The sequence below is a fragment of the Sphingomonas cavernae genome, from assembly GCF_003590775.1.
Classification (GTDB): domain Bacteria; phylum Pseudomonadota; class Alphaproteobacteria; order Sphingomonadales; family Sphingomonadaceae; genus Sphingobium_A; species Sphingobium_A cavernae.
On record NZ_QYUM01000004.1, the window covers coordinates 256,185 to 273,214 of the forward strand.

The 17,030-nt window shown below is 56.8% G+C and carries 16 protein-coding genes; 6 read left to right on the forward strand and 10 right to left on the reverse strand.

Annotation, left to right across the window (positions count from 1 at the left end):
• Positions 1-43: 43 nt before the first annotated feature.
• Genes D3876_RS16545 through D3876_RS16555 form a run of 3 tightly spaced genes read right to left on the reverse strand, consistent with a single transcriptional unit; the run spans position 44 to position 3,395 of the window.
• Positions 44-940, reverse strand: coding sequence for a plasmid partitioning protein RepB C-terminal domain-containing protein (locus tag D3876_RS16545; RefSeq protein WP_119764380.1), 897 nt, complete (start codon positions 938-940; stop codon positions 44-46).
• A complete protein-coding gene (locus tag D3876_RS16550) occupies positions 937-1,827 on the reverse strand; it encodes a plasmid partitioning protein RepB C-terminal domain-containing protein (protein ID WP_119764382.1) in 891 nt (296 codons plus the stop codon). Before D3876_RS16550 ends, D3876_RS16545 begins: the two co-directional genes overlap by 4 nt.
• Entirely contained in the window at positions 1,824-3,395 is a 1,572-nt protein-coding gene (locus tag D3876_RS16555) for a recombinase family protein (RefSeq protein WP_119764384.1), read from the reverse strand. Before D3876_RS16555 ends, D3876_RS16550 begins: the two co-directional genes overlap by 4 nt.
• Before the next feature lie 67 nt (positions 3,396-3,462).
• Between D3876_RS16555 and D3876_RS20270 the strand changes: the two genes are divergently transcribed.
• Positions 3,463-3,843 (forward strand): hypothetical protein, encoded by a 381-nt coding sequence (locus tag D3876_RS20270; protein WP_147417675.1) that lies wholly within the window; start codon positions 3,463-3,465, stop codon positions 3,841-3,843.
• Between the two features lie 132 nt (positions 3,844-3,975).
• On the opposite strand, the gene D3876_RS16560 is transcribed toward D3876_RS20270, so the two are convergent.
• From D3876_RS16560 to D3876_RS16570, 3 genes are read right to left on the reverse strand one after another with little or no spacing between them, the layout of a single operon-like run.
• A complete protein-coding gene (locus D3876_RS16560; protein ID WP_147417676.1) occupies positions 3,976-7,056 on the reverse strand; it encodes a hypothetical protein in 3,081 nt (1,026 codons plus the stop codon).
• A complete protein-coding gene (locus D3876_RS16565; RefSeq protein WP_119764388.1) occupies positions 7,053-7,418 on the reverse strand; it encodes a hypothetical protein in 366 nt (121 codons plus the stop codon). The genes D3876_RS16560 and D3876_RS16565 overlap by 4 nt, the downstream gene beginning before the upstream one ends.
• Before the next feature lie 13 nt (positions 7,419-7,431).
• On the reverse strand, positions 7,432-8,061 hold the full coding sequence (locus D3876_RS16570) for a hypothetical protein (RefSeq protein WP_147417677.1): 630 nt from the start codon (positions 8,059-8,061) through the stop codon (positions 7,432-7,434).
• Positions 8,062-8,102: 41 nt separating this feature from the next.
• On the opposite strand from D3876_RS16570, the gene D3876_RS20275 reads away from it, so the two are divergent.
• Together D3876_RS20275 and cas1 are read left to right on the forward strand one after the other, a co-directional pair.
• The gene (locus tag D3876_RS20275; protein ID WP_147417678.1) at positions 8,103-9,047 is read left to right on the forward strand and encodes a hypothetical protein; all 945 of its coding nucleotides are present in this window, start codon (positions 8,103-8,105) and stop codon (positions 9,045-9,047) included.
• A 31-nt stretch (positions 9,048-9,078) separates the two neighbouring features.
• Positions 9,079-10,152, forward strand: coding sequence for a CRISPR-associated endonuclease Cas1 (gene cas1 / locus D3876_RS16575; RefSeq protein ID WP_119764392.1), 1,074 nt, complete (start codon positions 9,079-9,081; stop codon positions 10,150-10,152).
• Positions 10,153-10,161: 9 nt separating this feature from the next.
• On the opposite strand, the gene D3876_RS16580 is transcribed toward cas1, so the two are convergent.
• On the reverse strand, positions 10,162-11,085 hold the full coding sequence (locus D3876_RS16580; RefSeq protein ID WP_147417680.1) for a hypothetical protein: 924 nt from the start codon (positions 11,083-11,085) through the stop codon (positions 10,162-10,164).
• A 96-nt stretch (positions 11,086-11,181) separates the two neighbouring features.
• On the opposite strand from D3876_RS16580, the gene D3876_RS16585 reads away from it, so the two are divergent.
• The 3 genes from D3876_RS16585 to D3876_RS20285 are packed head-to-tail and all read left to right on the forward strand — an operon-like array spanning position 11,182 to position 12,067.
• On the forward strand, positions 11,182-11,442 hold the full coding sequence (locus D3876_RS16585) for a helix-turn-helix domain-containing protein (protein ID WP_119764396.1): 261 nt from the start codon (positions 11,182-11,184) through the stop codon (positions 11,440-11,442).
• Between the two features lie 44 nt (positions 11,443-11,486).
• Complete coding sequence (locus tag D3876_RS20280; RefSeq protein WP_147417681.1) at positions 11,487-11,882, forward strand: hypothetical protein; 396 nt, start codon at positions 11,487-11,489, stop codon at positions 11,880-11,882.
• Positions 11,879-12,067 (forward strand): hypothetical protein, encoded by a 189-nt coding sequence (locus tag D3876_RS20285; protein WP_147417682.1) that lies wholly within the window; start codon positions 11,879-11,881, stop codon positions 12,065-12,067. Before D3876_RS20280 ends, D3876_RS20285 begins: the two co-directional genes overlap by 4 nt.
• Before the next feature lie 166 nt (positions 12,068-12,233).
• Here D3876_RS20285 and ligD read toward each other — a convergent pair whose 3' ends face one another.
• From ligD to D3876_RS16600, 3 genes are all read right to left on the reverse strand, one after another.
• Entirely contained in the window at positions 12,234-14,720 is a 2,487-nt protein-coding gene (gene ligD / locus D3876_RS16590) for a DNA ligase D (protein WP_119764398.1), read from the reverse strand.
• Positions 14,721-14,726: 6 nt separating this feature from the next.
• On the reverse strand, positions 14,727-15,590 hold the full coding sequence (ku, locus tag D3876_RS16595; RefSeq protein WP_119764400.1) for a non-homologous end joining protein Ku: 864 nt from the start codon (positions 15,588-15,590) through the stop codon (positions 14,727-14,729).
• Positions 15,591-15,652: 62 nt separating this feature from the next.
• Entirely contained in the window at positions 15,653-16,972 is a 1,320-nt protein-coding gene (locus D3876_RS16600) for a metal-dependent hydrolase family protein (RefSeq protein WP_238475421.1), read from the reverse strand.
• Positions 16,973-17,030 lie beyond the last annotated feature (58 nt).

Here is a 17,030-nt window from a genome sequence, read left to right on the forward strand (position 1 = left end):
GATGATCGACGGTTTTGTGAGCGACACACTCTATAGCAGGGATTTAAGCTGCCTTTTGCCAGTCTGTAATCTTTTGAAACTCTGACAAAATATCGCGGTGATGTTGAGCGAGATGGCGCACAACAGCTACATTTTCGAGCAAATTTCCGACATAGCCAACCGCTATAGAAAGATCAAAATTGTCGACACCATAAATTTTAACAATTGCATTGAACTCACGGCCAACAATTTCTGACTCTCTCTCCATCAATTCTATTTGCTCCTTACTGACACCAACCCGCTTGCGGGGCTTCCGGCCTTCCACGAATTCATCTTGTGGCGTTGCCGCCACCATAGATCTTACGTAACCGACCGAGTAACGGTTCATGGTTATCATGGCTTGAGCCACTGCTATTTGTCGCAAGGGCTTAAGGCGTCGCAGTTCGCTGAAAGCATTCACCGGGACGTGACGGTCCCGCAGCAATTCCGCGACCTCCGGACAAATGCCCACCAGTAGGTTACGCTTAAGCCTGATATTTTGGATATCGACGTTGAGCGCACGAGCCAGACGCTCCTCGGGCACGCCTTTTTTAATGACGTTTAGAATCATCTTATGTTCCTGAATCGTGGCGATCCGGCTGATGCGCTTATTGTATGTGAAAGCCTCGTCATCGATAGCTACGAGACACACCACCTCATTCTCACCGCGTTCGCGCAGGATATCGACCCGCAAATGTCCGTCCAGAAGGTGAAATTTGTCGCGCTGGTCCGCATCCCGAGCGACAGCAGGTGGCTCGATAATGCCAACTTCTGCAATTGAAGCGGCAATCTGACCATACTTCACAGATTTTCTCGTGGTTTCCGATATCTGTCGAAGTGGGACAATCGCATCAATTGGAATTCTGAGGCTGGTTTCCTCAAAGCCGATTTTGACTGGGATGTATGGACGGCGAATGCTCATTGCACATCTCCTGTCAATTCGATGCGGTGCGCCAGTTTTTCAGGCAAGGTCGATAGATTTTCGTGTTCCAGCAGGGCGAGGAAGGCTTCGTCCCGTTTGAGTTGGCGCAGCGCTTCGATAATGATCATAAGGCGGCTATTCGTCGCATTTGCCCGGCGGATCATATCTCGCTTGCGGCTGACATCTTCTTCATAGGCGCGAAGTAAGGTGGCTGAGGACATTTTTTCGCCGCTGTAGGCCGGGCGGGTGACCTCACGGCGTCGTTTTCGACGCAGTTCCACAAGGCGTTTGGCTGCAAGCAGCTTCTTCCCTCGAAGCTGCCCGGACTCATATGCGGCATGAAGCGCTTGCTGAACCTCGTGGTCCTCGGCTTCCGCTATCTCAACCGCCACACTTAGTGGGATCACCCGCGCTTCGACGGAACGCAAAAGTCGATCTTCACCCCTCTCAAGAAGATTGGCAACGCCACTCACATACTCAACGGTTAGCCCTGTCTTGCGAGCGATATCGGCCATTGAATGGCCGCGCTGCCGCATGCCACCGATATCCTGAAGAAGATCAATGGCACTATGTTGCCTTCGAGCGCAGTTCTCAACAAGGCTGGCGATTAAACAATCCTCCGGATCAGCGGAAACGACCAAGGCGGGAACCTCTTTTTGTCCCAACCCCTGATAGGCCTCCAAGCGCCCTTGGCCGCAAACAAGATCATAGAATGGCCCTTCGGCTTCCATTCGGCGCGTGACAGTGATTGGGCGTTTCAATCCGATCTGCGCGATGTTATCAACTATCTCTTTGAATACGCGTTTGTTTCTGACGCGAGGATTGACGACCGTTATGCGATCGAGCGGGATCCATTCGACCTTCTGGGCGGGACGTGCCTCTGTCATCCGACTCTCCTCAATTCGCGGCGGCGAGCAAACTCATAGAATGTGTCGAGTGTGTCGAAGCGATAAGCATCCAAGGACAGCCCATTGTGTTCGCAAAGACGTAATATCGCGTTCTGCATGTCGAGGCGGGGCAGAATATAATAGTCATAGACGTTCGCGTTTGCACTGTTCATGCGAACGCCGACCGTGAAGTCTGGTTTCAACGCGGTATCCAGACGCAATTTCCAGCGCGATGATCCGGCGGATGTAAGGATGCACCTCATTATAACAATGGATGCGGTGAACTCTCCGTTGATCGTAAGCAGATCGGTCCCCGGATTTTGATCTACTATGCCACCCCGCGATCTCAAACCGCCTATCACCTCGGTGACGACAGTAGGATGAAGCTCGCGCAGCTTGCGATTGATCTCAAGATAGCGGTAGTCGCGATTTGGCACGAAACCGACCAATGAGTAGGCACGCAACAAACTGCCGAATCGGTATCGATAAGCACTACTGGATGGCGCGTCTTCGAATTCGTCTATGATTAATCCGGAAATGGCGTGCGCGCTGCCTAGCACCGTCCTCAGTTTTTCGAGCAATTCTTCGTCGCTTAGGCGTTCACTTCGCGCGTCGATAGTCGCACGTGCCTTATCGAATGTTTCACGGTCTACAATTCCTGGAAAAACGTTGTCTGCTCTTATCCATTCGGCAGGATCGTTTCTGACATGCTGCTGTTTGAGCTTGAAGGAAGTGCGGCCCCATACGTTATTTCCGATATACTTTTCGTTGATAAGAAGTTGGTGCACAGTTCCGCGGGTCCACGGTCTTCCAAGGTCGGTCAAAATACCCTGTCCATTAAGCTGAGCCGCGATTTCCGGCTCCATCTTCCCTTGATTAACGAATAGATCGTAGACCTCGCGCACGATGGCTATTTCTTCGTCCGGCCCTGCGATCAGCACAACCCGGTCCGTTGCAATGCTTTTGTGCTGCCCTCGGGAAAGCTCACCCTTGGGCTGGCCCGTTTGATCAATCAGCATGCGGCGCAGGCCGTAGCCGGCAGCTCCTCCTTGGCGATAGCCGAGACGTATAAGATGGGCCTGTCCAGCAAATACCTTGATGGAAAGGTCATGGCTGTATGCACCAGCCATTACGCGTTTCACGTTCTTGATGATTGATGACTGAACGCTGCCGTCATTGTCGAACTGGTCGATGCAATATTGAACTACAACACCCGCGCGCCGTAGCCTCAATTCGTAAGTCGCCGCCTCGTCTGCATCCTGAAAACGTCCAAAGCGGCTCACATCATAAACGAGTATTGCTGCGAACGGTGCATTACCTGATTCAACATCTTCGAGAATTTGGCGCAGGCCGGGACGACCGGAGATATTTAGACCGCTTTTTCCCTCGTCTGCGTAGGTCTTAATGATTTCATAACCGTGCTGCTGGGCATACTGGCGAATGGCGGCTGTCTGATTATCGGTCGAATATTGCTGGTGCTCGGTAGACATGCGGACATATTCCGCTGCCGGTATGCCCGGCGAGGGTCGTTCTCCATCGCCATTGGATTGGTTCCAGTTGATTACCATTGCTGTTACCCAGCGAAAATCGGCGGAAGTGGATGGTTGCAATCCTTAGATCGGAAGGTGCGGAAACATGCTTCCAGAAAACGGCAGAGTATTTCCAAATGGGCGTAACAATGTGACGGAAGCCGAATATATCGGCCGCATCAGTCAAGCATTGCGAGATGAGCTTGGCGCAACACGGGCCGCTGCCAAGACGATCATGAAATGGACAGGGGCTTCTGATCATACCGCGAGAAACTGGATAAATGGCGTAACAGGCCCAAATGGCCATCATCTCGCCGCCCTTGCTCATCACTCAGACGCAGTATTGGCAGCGATGCTGGGAATGAGCGAACGACAGGAATTGTTGCTGTCCCTAGACATTCATGCGGCAGAAGTAGCTCTCGCCAAGGCGATTGGTGCTCTTGAAATGCTGAAACGCCAAGCAATAGCCAAGAGCAAAAACGTATAATGTTATCAAATGTAGTTAAATATTAAATATATATAGTATCCAATAAAATTCACTAAAAACAGAAAATTATTATACATAAATTGTTGGTCGTTATTTGCTTTAAAATGAATTATGGAAATATAATGCAATATTCTAAATTTTATAAGCGATCTTTCTCCGTAGATTCGACGGATCGACGCCCAGCCGACGTGCTGTAAAGCGAAGTCCATCACGTTCAACGGCAGCTCTGAGCTGATACAATTCGGCCTGTCGAGCATGATCCAGCTTTGAAAATAGATGGATAGCAGCGGGCAATCGTGCAGCAACAAGTTGCGGCAGGCTCTCTACATTCATATTTTTCAACCGCATTGAAGTGATGCCAAGCGCCTTCTCTGCTTTCGCGAGGCCGATCTGCGCAACAAGCGACGTCAATTCATACACGAGCTGCGTCCGATCATTTTCCGCTATGCCATAGTTCGGCTGCGTATCGGCACTAAACCCCAGCACTGCCTGCCGCTCCCAATCATTCGATTCCTTCCCGATGTGCCGAGTAGCAGTCATCCTGATGTGTCGCCGAAGCGTCACGCCACGGTCGAAATAGTCAGCATTGAGGAACTTCGATTCGGGCTGAAGGTGATATTGTGCGAGCGCGTCGGCATAGGATTTGAGCGCCGCTTTTGGCACGGAGGCACCGCTTTCTCTATCGAACGCGACTGCGACGGCTTTGCCAAAATCACGGTCAAACGGTGCGATGGGCTTGACCGCCTTGGTTTTAGAACGGCGCGACTTACCCGATCGATCGGCGATGCGCTCGCCAAACAGGCACCACTTTGCCGACATTGATAGCAGGAAGCCGAACGGCTTGACCTGATCGCGATAATTCCGGTCGCGATTATAGGCTGAAAACCAGCGCAGCAATTCGGGTGTCGTGGCACCGTAGCGACTGATCGCTGGCGCTCTTAGTCCGGGGTGATAGGTGAGCGGTACGATTTCGGGCGTGCCCGCAAGGGCGGCGCGAATGACATGCCACCACAGATCACTGTGCCAGCGCAATATACCCTTGGTGAACACCGACTTGTGCGGCGTCGGGATATAGGCAGGCGCGCCATCATCGCCATAGGGCGGCAACAAATGCCCAAGCCCGTGGGCAGATACCTTGCGCATGATCGGCGCGCCATCGGCTGCAATATTGAACAGGGCATAGCGCTTGGACGAAACCGCGAAGCAATAAAGCGGTGCTGGCAGGCCCGTATCCAAGCACGCATTTTCATCCTCGATTTTCAGGATTGAACCACCAAAGTCATAGGGATTGAGCGCCGCAAACCAATCGACAATGTGTGTAACGTGACGCGCGAAATCTTCGGAATCCATCTCAGCGGGCTTGGCAATCGCCATACTATCTGTGTCGCAAAACGCCCATTCCAGATCATGATCGACCACATGCCGTTCAGCGATGGCAAGCATCAATCGGGCCGCGCCGGTTATCAGCGCCGCCACCACGGGATGAAAGAACGGCCCCGGCTCTTCCACCTTGTCGCTCGCGAAGCTGAATGGCGCGCATGTCGAACCGTGAACCGTCGTTGAAACTCGTTTCGCCAGCGTTGCAACATTCACTTCGGCATACATGCCATAGCTGGTTGCATTTGCCGCAATTTTGAGCGCGTTTTGCTCGATATCGAGCGCGTCGCGTTCATCTCCGGTCGCTGCGTCGCGCTTCACCTTGACCGATTGCCGCAATTCAATGACGCGTTTGAAATAATCGGCGGTAGCAGGATCAACGCGATAGTCGGGATTGCCGCTAATATCGACGGAGCGAAGATCCGGCTGCACCGGGCCCGGCGCGAACGCCACCGCTTCGATCACTTTGGGCGATTTTCCGGTCAGCAGCTTCGCCGCGATGCAGTCGGCAAGTGTGAACCACAATGGGCAATCCGACGTGAGATGGTTTGCGCCGATGGTTGTTTGTGCTTCGCCGGAATAGGCGGCGCGAACCGGAAATATGTCGCCCTCCGGCAAGACCTGAACGATAGCCGACAAGCGCTTCCAAAGCGCTTGGTCTTGAAGCGCTGCGATATCGACAGTTTCGAGCAATGCCCGTGTTTCAACCGTCGCATCTCGCCATGTCATGCCATCGGCGATGATGAACGGCCAGAGCCCCATCAATGTGCAAACAGTGGGATACATGGACAGAAAATCGCACAGGATGACCTGCCAAATTTCGCGCCGAATATGAACTTCGGAGCGCCCCCCGAAATAGCTTCCCATGATATTGGCGAGCATCTGGCGTGGGAAATCGGGCTGCATTTTCTGCCACGGCTGAATTCCCATTTCGCGAATATAGCCTTTGCCGATGCTCGCCTCGCTATAGACCTTTTCAGGGAGCAAATTTGGCAGGCCGAGCCGGTTCAACCGGGCGATCAATTCGACATAGCATTCCCATGTCGTTTGCACGTCGCGCACGGCGTAGCGCACCATGTCATCGGTCACGGGACCGGCGAAATCGTCGAAGTCCAGCTTGGGATTTTCGATATTCAGGAAGCGGGACAGGCTCGCGAGCGAGAACGAGCGGGCGAAAAGCGCACCGGCCAAGGTCTTGAGATCGACGAAATGGCCCGCGCGATGCGGCACCTTCTGGCCGCGCTTGCGAAAGCCGCGCCCCTCGGGCTGGCGCATGGTCGCGGCAAAGCGGATGAAGGCCATGCGCTGCGAAAGGTGCTTCACCTGCACATGCGGATAAATCTTTTGCTGGGACAGGGTGAAGGAAAAACCGCCACGCATTTCAGTTCGGGCTGAGCCATGCGCAATGGCGATGCGGGAAATATCGAAGGGCAGGTTGAAGCCGATAATCGTCGCCCGGAACTGATAGCCGATGCCGAAGAAAATCTCGTCGTTGAATTCCTCACGAGTGCGCAGGCGCAGTCCATTGGCGTCAGCATGTTGGCGCAGCGCTTCGAGTTCATTCGCAGTCACACCGTCGGGCTCGAAAAAGATGCCCGCTTCATGCAACTCGCCAGCATTCCGCACCTGATAGGTGCCGAAGCGCAGCGACTGTCCCGCGTCGGTTGTTGTTTCAGTGTCGAAAATGAGCGTCCAAGGCGACGCGCCAAGCGTTGACTTTTGGCGCTTCGATTTGGGTTTCGCTGGATCGCGCAATTCTCTGAATTGCGGACCCGCAAAGGCGCGAAGGGCGATCGGCAGATGATCGCTGATAGACGGGATGGGAAAGCCGGTCATGCCGTGCACCCTCCGCTTTTCGGCGCGGCACGTTCGATCAATGCCAACCCGAAGGCATGGAGTTTTTCGATAATGATGCGCAGCATGTCGGCAAGGCCGATGAGGAAATGGCCGATGCTATCGAGCATTGGTTCGGCATTCGGGTCGAACGCGGAATGGTCCTTCTGATCGTCGCTGACCTTGCGATGGCAGTTCCGGCAAATCCGCACGGTCGTGTCATCCCGGCCGTGATCGGCAACATGGTGCAGTTCGATACAACGCCAGTCGTTTTCGCCGCACATTCCGCAGAACGGCTCGTTGCTGCCAAGCACCTCCAGACGGCGCTGCTTTCGCGCCTCGCGTGCCATTTCAACCTTGTTCATTGGTACATTCCTTTCACTGGATGAGCCGGTAAATTTCAAGGAATTGCTCGCTTCCGGCAGCGGCGAGACGATGAAGGGCATTGGGGTCGGTTTCGAGCGGATGGGTGCCGCCCTTGGCGTCGATGACCGCTCGGCCCGCGAATGGGAGCAGCAGGCCGATATCGTTTGATGTCAGAAACGCTTGCACCGCCGCCAAATGCTGCCCGTTCAATGACGCTTGATCGAAGCCGCGAAGTGACACGCTTCGCCTTTCGCCCTCCGAAATGACGGTCATCTGGCGCAATCGATCATCGGTGAATTTCCATGATCGACCGCGACGTTCGACAAGCGCGTTTTCGCGCAGAAAGCGCCGCAGTCGTTCCGGCGCTATGCCCGCCGATTTGGCGGCGGCGCTTTGATTGCCCGACTGACGGAGCGCTTTGTATGCCGCTTCAAGCCGCTCGGCGTCTTTCGTAGAAGCGGAGCGGATGGACGCTTCACCCGAACGGGCATGACCCCGCGCTTGCGAACGGCTAAGTCCGCGCTTCGCAGCATTGGCAATGCGCCGGGCGTATTCCTTTTTATGGTCCCGAATCCGGCGCATCTCACCCTCGCTGTTAAAGCAGGGGCGAGATGTGACCCGTGCAGCCGAGTCCAATTTCATCAAACGAGACGCATCTGTGCGCGTCGGCTAGGTTGTACCGGATGACCAATGCCGACCTTGCCGCTTTATTGAATCGCGAACTGGGCCTGACAGGGGCGCAAGCGATAACTGTGAATGTCATTCGCCAGTGGGTGCTTTGGGATGTTTTGCCAAAGGCCAGCGCTAAAGGGCGCGCCATTGGAAAGCGCCCCGATTGGAATCGCGACGCTGTGGCGCTTCGTCGAGCGCGACGGCTTGCGGAACTAAGAACCTTAGGGGTGCGCGGCCGGTATGCAGTGATCGCGCAAGCCTATTTCGAATGGGGGCATTCGGATTTTGAGCTTGTGCGCGGGGCAATTGCAGCAGAGTTTCGACGAAGCGCAGCTCAACTATTGAAGGGGGTCACTTCAGAAACGCGCTTCGATGACTTTTCCGCAATCAGTGCGACGCGCCGGAAAGCGCTCCAGCATCAATCCGGTCCATTGGATAAGCGTTTTGTCGGCACGAAATTCGAGCAATCTCCCGAACTCTACCTAACGTCCCTCAATATGATACGGACGGGCGAAGGTGATGCTTCGCAGATGTCCGCTTTGGTTTTACAGGCCGCGCAACAGATTGCGCCAACCCATGCCACCCACCTAGCACCTCAAATCAGTGAATTATTAACCCAAGCGCTACCGGGTCTTTTTGGTAGCGATGAGGAAATTGCCAATTCAGGTGAAGAGACAATCCGCAATTCGCCAAAGCGCAATTTCAGAATTGCCCGTATCGCATTGAAGCGAAGATCCGCATTTGTGCGGGGACATTCTTCATTTTCGCAATTTCCTCAATTGCCCGAAGAATTGCGGGAATTGAGCACGGCGCTAATTCCATTAACCCCGCAAATCACTACCGGAAAATGGGCAATATCCGCCTTCGTGGCAATACTGCACACGCTCAAAAATGCTGCGGCTATAAGCGATAAAAATCAGGGGTTAATGCGCTCAATTTTGGGCGATTTCGGGTGAATTGAGCCCACGATTCCAGTATGTATTTTTAATGCTTCACTCTCCAATTCACCCCGGCAATAGCGACGCATCAGATTGGGCTGAACGCTCGGAAAATTGGATTTCCGAAGTCGCCAAATTGGCAAAAAAGCGCAAGCGTCGCGAGCGCAATTCCTATCCGCTTATATTGTGCGGCAATGGCGTATCAATGCGCGTGGAAAATGGCGCGCTGGTCATCCGCGAAGGCTTTACCCACTATCCCCAAGAACGGGTGAATCATCGCTTCTTTCGGGGCGACCTCACATTGCCACCGCGCATCGTGTTACTGGATGGCAGCGGCACATTGTCCTTCGAGGTGCTGTCATGGCTGGGGGAACAAGGCGTCGCTCTAGCGAGGGTGAAATGGACGGGCGAGGTTGCCATCGTCGCCAGCGGCGCGGGTTTCGCTTCAGATCGCAAAAAGGTCGATTGGCAGAACGCGACCCGTGCGGACGATGCCAAGCGGCTCGCCTTTGCCGTCGACCTAATTCACCGAAAGCTGATCGCCAGCATATCGACGCTGGAACAGCACATCGCTCCGTCTCCTGCGCATGAACGGGCAGTCAGCAAGGTCAAGGCAACGATAGATCGATTGTTCTCAGGGGAGATCACGGAGGCCGCTGGGGTTCGCGCATTGGAAGGTGAATGCGCCGCTGCCTACTTCGCCGCGTGGCAGGGGTTGTCGATGAATTGGAAGGCGATGGCGCGGCACCCGATCCCAGACGATTGGCTGGCATTCAGTTCCCGCAGCTCGCTTGCCAATGGGCTCAAGCCCAAGAACTACAATGCGTCGCACCCGGTGAACGCCATCTTGAATTATGCCTACACGGTCAAGCTGGCGCAGATGCAGATACAAGCCGTTGCAGATGGCTACGACCCAACTCTGGGCATTCTGCATCATGGACGACGTGACAAACCAGCCTTCATCTTCGATTTGATCGAACCCGAACGCCCAAAGGTCGATGCCGCCGTTCTAGCCTTCATCCAGAGCCGGTCCTTTTCAGGTGCTGATTTTGTGATCCGGCCGGACGGCGTGTGTAGGCTTTCGCCGCAACTCGCGCGGATGGTGGCAACGCTCATCATATAGCCGAGTTGGTTATGATCGTTTGCTGCTGAACGCTGCATTCTCCCGCTGATATTCCGCCTGAAACTGCTGGTGTCGTGTCCGAAGAGTTTGCAGCCCTGCGGACAGGCGAGAACAATTGAGCAATTCGTCGGCCTGACATTCAGCAAAAAGCTGGGGCGATTGGGATGCGGCATCGGCCATAAACCCATTCAGCGATTGCATGTAGTTCCGCACCTGATCGTGCATTCCCTTTACGTCATTGGAGAGGCTGTCCAACTGATAGTCGATCTGGCTCACACGGTATTGCGATTCCGGTGATCCCAAATTCATGTCCCGCTTCGCGGTCTGCATTCTTCCGGCACGATCATGGGCCGTGCGGTATCCAGCAATTACAACATCCATCTTTCTGGATTTCTCTTGCACCTCTTGCGCCTTGGTGAAAACGGCGTCGGCGAGCCGATCAATGGATTTCTGAATCTTGGCCCTCTGCTCGACCCGATCCTGCACGGCGGCGGCGGTTTCGATTTCCTGCTGCTTCTCTGCTGCACGATGGCGCTTGGCGTTGGCCAATTCCTCGAACTTGCCTGCATCTCGTTTCGCGAAGTTCAGTTGTGTGGAGTTCCCGTTGGCGAAGAACGTCAGGCGCAAATTGTCGCCTTCGACGGCCCCCGTCACCAGTGACAGACCGGTTCCATTTTCCACCGACAGATTGAGGGCATTGCCTTCAATCGTGCCCGACATGGGGCGCGTGACTGCTTTGGTCTTTCCATTTTCATCGGACGTCACCACCGACACCGAACCATTGACCCGACCATCGTCGATGGTCGTGATCTGGACCATGAAAGCGGCGTCATCATCGGATGCAATATAGCTCCCCAACTTTTCGGACCCGCTTGAGCAAGCCGCAAGCATGGCGACGGCAACGCATGAAACAACCAGCTTCCTGTAAGACACCGCACCCTCCGGAAAATTCGATCAAGTGTCCCCATTATGGGGACGATGCAGTTCACATATACTTAAAGCCCCGGTTCAGGAATCGGGGATTTGTTGATGCAGCGGGGATGGGTGGTTTCACCCGACTATCGAGCGGTCATCAACGCCGTGAAAGACGCCCGGACGCGTGCGGGAATTTCGCAACGAGAACTGGCCCGCAGGCTAGGCAAGCCACCTTCCTTCGTGAACAAGATCGAGCAGCTTGAACGCCGACTGGACGTGCTGGAATTTATTGCCATTGTTGAAGCAATGGGTTCGCCGGCTGACGAATTACTCCGGCGCGTCAGAAGCGCATTGCCAGACACTATCAAGCTGTAAGTGCATCGTCATCGGCAGAAAGCAGCTACTTGTGGACCTTGCGCTTGAACAGCACGATGCCCGATGGCGTTGCGGTCACTTTGACGAAGCTGCTGAGATTTTGCACAGGGAGAGCATTGCTGATGGGCAAAAGAAACCTTGCGATCGTGGGCACTCACCGAGATTTTTTCGCCGATATTCTCGATGAAAATGCCGGTGTTGATCCCTCGATCATTACCGGCTGCGCGTCGCCAGAAGATGCGGCAACTAGCTATTTCAAAGACATTTTTGAGGGTTCAAATGCACGTATTCAAGCGGCTGTAGTGTTGGTTTGGCCGGTCGATGCTGGGACGGACAAGCAGCTTGTATTCGATGCTAGAGCGATATTGACCCCATGCGAGGAACCAGATGCTGAGCCGGAAGAATACGATGTATTCTTGGATATACAGGAGCGAATATGATTGTTGACAGAGCACAGATGCTTGCCGATTTTGAGAGCCTGCTCGTCATACAAGCAACGGTTGAACAGGCTCTTGCTGAAACGGCGCGATCCTATGGATATAGCATCGAGCAAGTGCGCTCAGCAGCAGCCGCAAAGTTTGGAGATCTGGAAGAATACGCTTGGAAAGTTGCGATGCACCGATGATTGCGGCCTTTCAACTGCGGTAAACTTGAGTTCGAGTTCACTTTGCACCCATCGCCGATATTGCCGCTGTGGTCACAAACATACAAAATCGCAACTATCGCTATACCCCCCCGCCTTCGCGGGAGAGGGCTTAAGGCAAAGCTCGCAAACGCCAGCAACGCCTCGCTTAAAACTCCGGCAACCGCTGCGCGGCTTCTCCCCAGCCTTTCAAGGCTGCGGAGGTCGCGCGCTTCAGCAATGTCTTCGCGTCGCGCACGCCGAATTGCGAGGGCACCTCGATCTTCGCAAGCTCGCTCCACGAAACCGGCGCCGCCACCGGCGCGCCGGGACGCGCGCGCGCTGAATAGGGCAGGATCGCGGTCGATCCGCGCTGGTTGCGCAGCCAGTCGATGAAAATCCGTCCCTTGCGCTTCGCCTTGGACATGGTCGCGATGAAGCGCTCGGGCTCGCGCTCGGAAAGCGCCAGCGCGAAACGCTGCGCGAAATCCTTGACCTCGGGCCATTCGGCATCGGTGATCAGCGGCACGACGACATGCAGCCCCTTGCCGCCAGAAAGCAGCGGGAAGCTCGTCAGCCCAAGATCGTCGAGCGTCGTGCGCAGATCGCGCGCAGCCTTTTTGACGTCCTCGAAAGTGACTGCCTCATCAGGATCGAGATCGAAGATCAGCCGGTCGGGCTTCTCGACGTCCGCAACCGAAGATCCCCAGCCGTGGAACTCGATCGTGCCCATCTGAACGCAGGCCAGAATCCCGTCGATGTCGTCGACATAGAGATAGGGTTCTACCCCGCCGTTCTTCTCGCGGATGTCGACATGGCGGACATGTTCGCCAAAGCTGCCCGCATCGTGCTTCTGGAAGAAGCATTTCTTTGCGCGCCCCTGCGGGCAGCGGACGAGGCTGATCGGCCGGGCCAGCGTCCATTCGGCCATCACCGGGCCCACCGCTTCATAATATTCGGCAAGCTCGCCCTTGGTCACCTTCGCCTCGGGAAAGATGACGCGGTGGGGGTTGCTGATCTTCACGTCCGATGGTTCGGGCGCCTTGCTCTCGGTCTCGATCCGCACGCGCTCCGCCTCCTTGTCCTCGCGCAAGCCAATGAAGCTCGCATGACGCACCACGCCCTCCGCCGTGAACTCTGCAAAGGCGATCTCCGCGACCAGCGCTGGAGACACCCAGTGCGCGCCGCGCGTTGCGGCGCGCGGCGCTTCGACGGGCGCAGTCTTGCGTTCGATCCGCTTGAGCTTCCGCATCAGCTCCTCGGTGTTGCGCGCGTTGAACCCCGTTCCCACCTTGCCCGCGTAGCGCAGCTTGCCATCGTCGCGCGTGCCCAGCAGCAGCGAACGCAGGCTGCGACCGCTGGCGCCGCTTGGCGTCCAGCCCAGGATCACGAACTCCTGCCGCCACGTGCATTTCACCTTGAGCCAGTTGTGCGAACGGATATGCCGATAGGGCGCATCGGCGCGCTTGGAGACGATACCCTCCTGCCCGGCGCCGCACAGCGCGTCGAACAGCTTTTCGCCTGAACCCAGGATGTGATCGGCATAGCGGATCGGTCCCTCGCTCGCTTCAAGCAGCGCGGCGAGCCTCTCCTTGCGCGCGATATTGGGCAGCCCGGTCAGGTCCTTGCCATCGAGCGAAAGCAGGTCGAAGGCAAAGAGCGTCAGGCCCCCCTTCCCCGCCTTGAGCGCCGCCTGCAGCTCCGAGAAATCGGGATTGCCCGCCGCGTCGAGTTTGACGATCTCGCCGTCGATCAGCGCGGGCGGCATATCCAGCGCCAGCGCAGCCTCAGCGATCGCGGCGAACCGGTCGGTCCAGTCGAGCCCGCTGCGCGTATAGACCTTCGCCTTGCCGCCGCCGACCGCGAGCAGGCAGCGATAGCCGTCATATTTGATCTCGTGCAGCCAGGCGTTTCCCGTGGGCACCTGATCCACCAGCGTCGCCAGTTGCGGCTTGGCGAAGGCCGGCAGCTTGCCCTTGGGCGTTGAAGGAGCTTTTCTTGCGGGTGCTGCGCGCTCGGCCTTCGCCATAACGGCATCGAACGCCTTGCCCCTCTTTCCCTTGAGCGACGTCGCGGGCGCGTTCGCCGCGATCTCGGCCATCGTCCGCCCCGTCTTGACGCTGGTCAGCTCGCGCCCGACGAGTTCCTCGCTGCCGCCCGCATACTCGTCCTCTATCTTCCTGAGCAGCCAGTTCTCGCGCTTCTCGCCGGGGCGCGGCTTCATCCGCACCAGAAGCCATTCGCCCTTCATCCGCTCGCCATCGAGCGTGAAGTGCAGATGCCCTTCCTTCAAGGTTTTGCGGGGGTCCTTGCCGGATATGGGGGTCCATGTGCCGCTGTCCCACAGCATCACCGTGCCGCCGCCATATTCACCCTTCGGAATGCACCCTTCGAAGCCGCCATAGCTCAGCGGATGATCCTCGGTCCTGACCGCGAGCCTTTTGTCCTCGGGATCGAGGCTCGGCCCCCGCGTGACGGCCCAGCTCTTGAGCACACCGTCGAGCTCCAGCCGGAAATCATAATGCAGCCGTGTCGCGTCATGTTTCTGGACGATGAAGCTGTTGCCCTTGGCGCGCGCGCGCTCACCGCGCGGTTCACTGGTCTTCGCAAAATTACGCTTTTTGTTATAAGTGCTTAGAGAATTCTCGGCGCGCATGACGGCTCACGCCCTTTTGCGCGTCGCGGCTTTTCTGACCGGCGCTTTTGCGGGCGCCTTCTTCTTTGCCGGTGCCCTGGCAGCCGGTTTCTCGATCGACTTTTTGAGCGCGGCCATCAGGTCGATAACGTTGGAACCGCTCGGCCGCTCCTCCCCCTTGTCCTCGATGATCTTGCGCCCCTTCGCCTTGCGCTTCTTCTCGACGAGATTCTTGAGCGCGTCGACATAGCGATCATGAAATTCATTGGCCTTGAACGGCGCGGCTTTTTTCTCGATCAGCGCCTCGGCCAATTCGAGCAGTTCTGGATCGGGCTTCACATCGCCGATGTCGCGGAAATAATTGGCCGCGCGATTGACCTCATCGGCGTAGCGCAGCGTCTCGATCACCATGCCGCGGCCGCAGGGCTTCAGGCTCACCACATATTCGCGGCCCCTCATGGCGAGCTGGCCCAGCCCGACCTTCTTCGTCCTCTTCAGCGCCTCGCGCAGCACGACATAGGCTTCCTCAGCCAGATCGTCCGCGGGCACCACATAATAGGGTTTCTCGTAGTAGAGCACGTCGATCTCGTGCATGTCGACGAACTGGGTGAGTTCGAGCGTCTTCTTGCTCTCCAGCTTCACCGCCTCGATCTCGTCGGGCTCGAGCAGCACGTAGCTGCCCTTTTCATATTCGAAACCCTTGAGGATCTCGTCCTTGTCGACGGGGCCAATCCCCGGCACGACCTTTTCGTAGCGGATCGGCTTGCCCGAAGGTTCGTGGATCTGGCGAAAGGCAATCGACGCACCCGACTTCGTCGCCGAATAAATCTCCACCGGGATCGAAACCAGCGCCAGCCGGATCTGGCCCTGCCAGTAAGCGCGTGCCGCCATGTGCTCCTGCTCCTTTGCTACGGAGTCAGAATGAGCGAGGCGGCACGCGGGTTCCGATGAAGTCAGTCGATCGCCTTATGGATGCGGCCGTCCTTCATCACGAACGACACGCGCGTCAGTACCGATACGTCCGCGACCGGATCACCCGAAACCGCGATCAGATCCGCTGCCTTGCCGGGTTCGAGGCTGCCGACGCCCTTCTCGACGCCCAGCAGCGTGGCGGCATTCATCGTTGCCGCCTCGATCGCCTGCGCCGCCGTCATCCCGTGCTTGACCATCAGCGCGAACTCATCGGCATTGCGGCCGTGCTTGGACACGCCCGCATCGGTGCCGAAAGCGATCTTCACCCCCGCAGGCACCGCCTTTTCGAGCGACTTGCCGGTGATGCCGATGCGCCACTTCACCTTTTCCAGAACCGCGGGCGGATAGGCGTTCGGATCGGCGGCAAGCCGCTCCAGATAGCCGTTCACCGTCGAAAGCGTGGGCACATACCAGGCACCCGCCTGCTTGAAGAGCTTGACGCTTTCATCGTCGAGCAACGTGCCGTGCTCGATCGAGTCCGCCCCCGCGGCGAGCGCGGCATTGATGCCGTCAGCGCCATGCGCATGGACCGCGATCTTCTTCTTGTAGAGATGCGCGGTATCGACCAGCGCCTTCACTTCATCATCGAAGATCTGACGATTGAGCCCCGCACCGATGCGGCTGTTGACGCCGCCTGTCGTCGCGATCTTGATGACATCAACACCGCGGCGGATCTGCAGGCGGATCGCCCGACGACAGCTCTCTACCCCGTCACACAAATTGTCCTGCGCGATCGCGCTGTGGAGTTCCTCGGCCACGCCCAGCGTGGCGTCCATGTGCCCGCTCGTCGTCGAGATCGAACGGCCGGCGTCGATGATCCGCGGTCCCGGCATTGTCCCCGCCGCGACCGCATCGCGCAACGCCAGCGTCGCGCCGCTGCCGTCGCCCAGGTTACGCACCGTCGTGAAGCCCGCTTCGAGCGTTTTCCGCGCATTGACCGCGGTACGATAAGCGATCACCGCGGGTTCGGATTCGATATTCTCGACCAGCGCCTGCACGCCGCCGGCATCCGAATCCAGATGGACATGACTGTCGATCAGCCCGGGCAGAACGAAGCGATCTGCCAGATCGACAAGCTTTGCGCCTGCGGGTGGTGCGGTGTGACCGTCGCGAATTTCGGCAACCCTGCCACCGCGTATGATAATGGTCGAAGGACCGCGCGCCGGCTTGCCCGGACGATCCAATAATCGTCCGGCATGGACCCAGGTTTCGCTCGATTGCGCGGGTGCTGCCGTCTGCGCCGCACTCGCCATGGGCGCAAGCGCGAGCGCCAGAGCCGTCATTCCACCCCAAATCCGCATGCCCGTCCCCGTAGTTTCTGGTTATGGAACAGGAGCTAAAGCGTCAGTGCTGCTTGTC

What these genes read in the sequence shown, in the direction of transcription:
- D3876_RS16545 (WP_119764380.1), bottom strand. Translation starts at nt 940, where the DNA reads ATGAGCATTCGCCGTCCATACATCCCAGTCAAAATCGGCTTTGAGGAA.
- D3876_RS16550 (WP_119764382.1), bottom strand. Translation starts at nt 1,827, where the DNA reads ATGACAGAGGCACGTCCCGCCCAGAAGGTCGAATGGATCCCGCTCGAT.
- D3876_RS16555 (WP_119764384.1), bottom strand. Translation starts at nt 3,395, where the DNA reads ATGGTAATCAACTGGAACCAATCCAATGGCGATGGAGAACGACCCTCG.
- D3876_RS20270 (WP_147417675.1), top strand. Translation starts at nt 3,463, where the DNA reads ATGCTTCCAGAAAACGGCAGAGTATTTCCAAATGGGCGTAACAATGTG.
- D3876_RS16560 (WP_147417676.1), bottom strand. Translation starts at nt 7,056, where the DNA reads ATGACCGGCTTTCCCATCCCGTCTATCAGCGATCATCTGCCGATCGCC.
- D3876_RS16565 (WP_119764388.1), bottom strand. Translation starts at nt 7,418, where the DNA reads ATGAACAAGGTTGAAATGGCACGCGAGGCGCGAAAGCAGCGCCGTCTG.
- D3876_RS16570 (WP_147417677.1), bottom strand. Translation starts at nt 8,061, where the DNA reads ATGAAATTGGACTCGGCTGCACGGGTCACATCTCGCCCCTGCTTTAAC.
- D3876_RS20275 (WP_147417678.1), top strand. Translation starts at nt 8,103, where the DNA reads ATGACCAATGCCGACCTTGCCGCTTTATTGAATCGCGAACTGGGCCTG.
- cas1 (WP_119764392.1), top strand. Translation starts at nt 9,079, where the DNA reads ATGCTTCACTCTCCAATTCACCCCGGCAATAGCGACGCATCAGATTGG.
- D3876_RS16585 (WP_119764396.1), top strand. Translation starts at nt 11,182, where the DNA reads ATGCAGCGGGGATGGGTGGTTTCACCCGACTATCGAGCGGTCATCAAC.
- D3876_RS20285 (WP_147417682.1), top strand. Translation starts at nt 11,879, where the DNA reads ATGATTGTTGACAGAGCACAGATGCTTGCCGATTTTGAGAGCCTGCTC.
- ligD (WP_119764398.1), bottom strand. Translation starts at nt 14,720, where the DNA reads ATGCGCGCCGAGAATTCTCTAAGCACTTATAACAAAAAGCGTAATTTT.
- ku (WP_119764400.1), bottom strand. Translation starts at nt 15,590, where the DNA reads ATGGCGGCACGCGCTTACTGGCAGGGCCAGATCCGGCTGGCGCTGGTT.
- D3876_RS16600 (WP_238475421.1), bottom strand. Translation starts at nt 16,972, where the DNA reads ATGCGGATTTGGGGTGGAATGACGGCTCTGGCGCTCGCGCTTGCGCCC.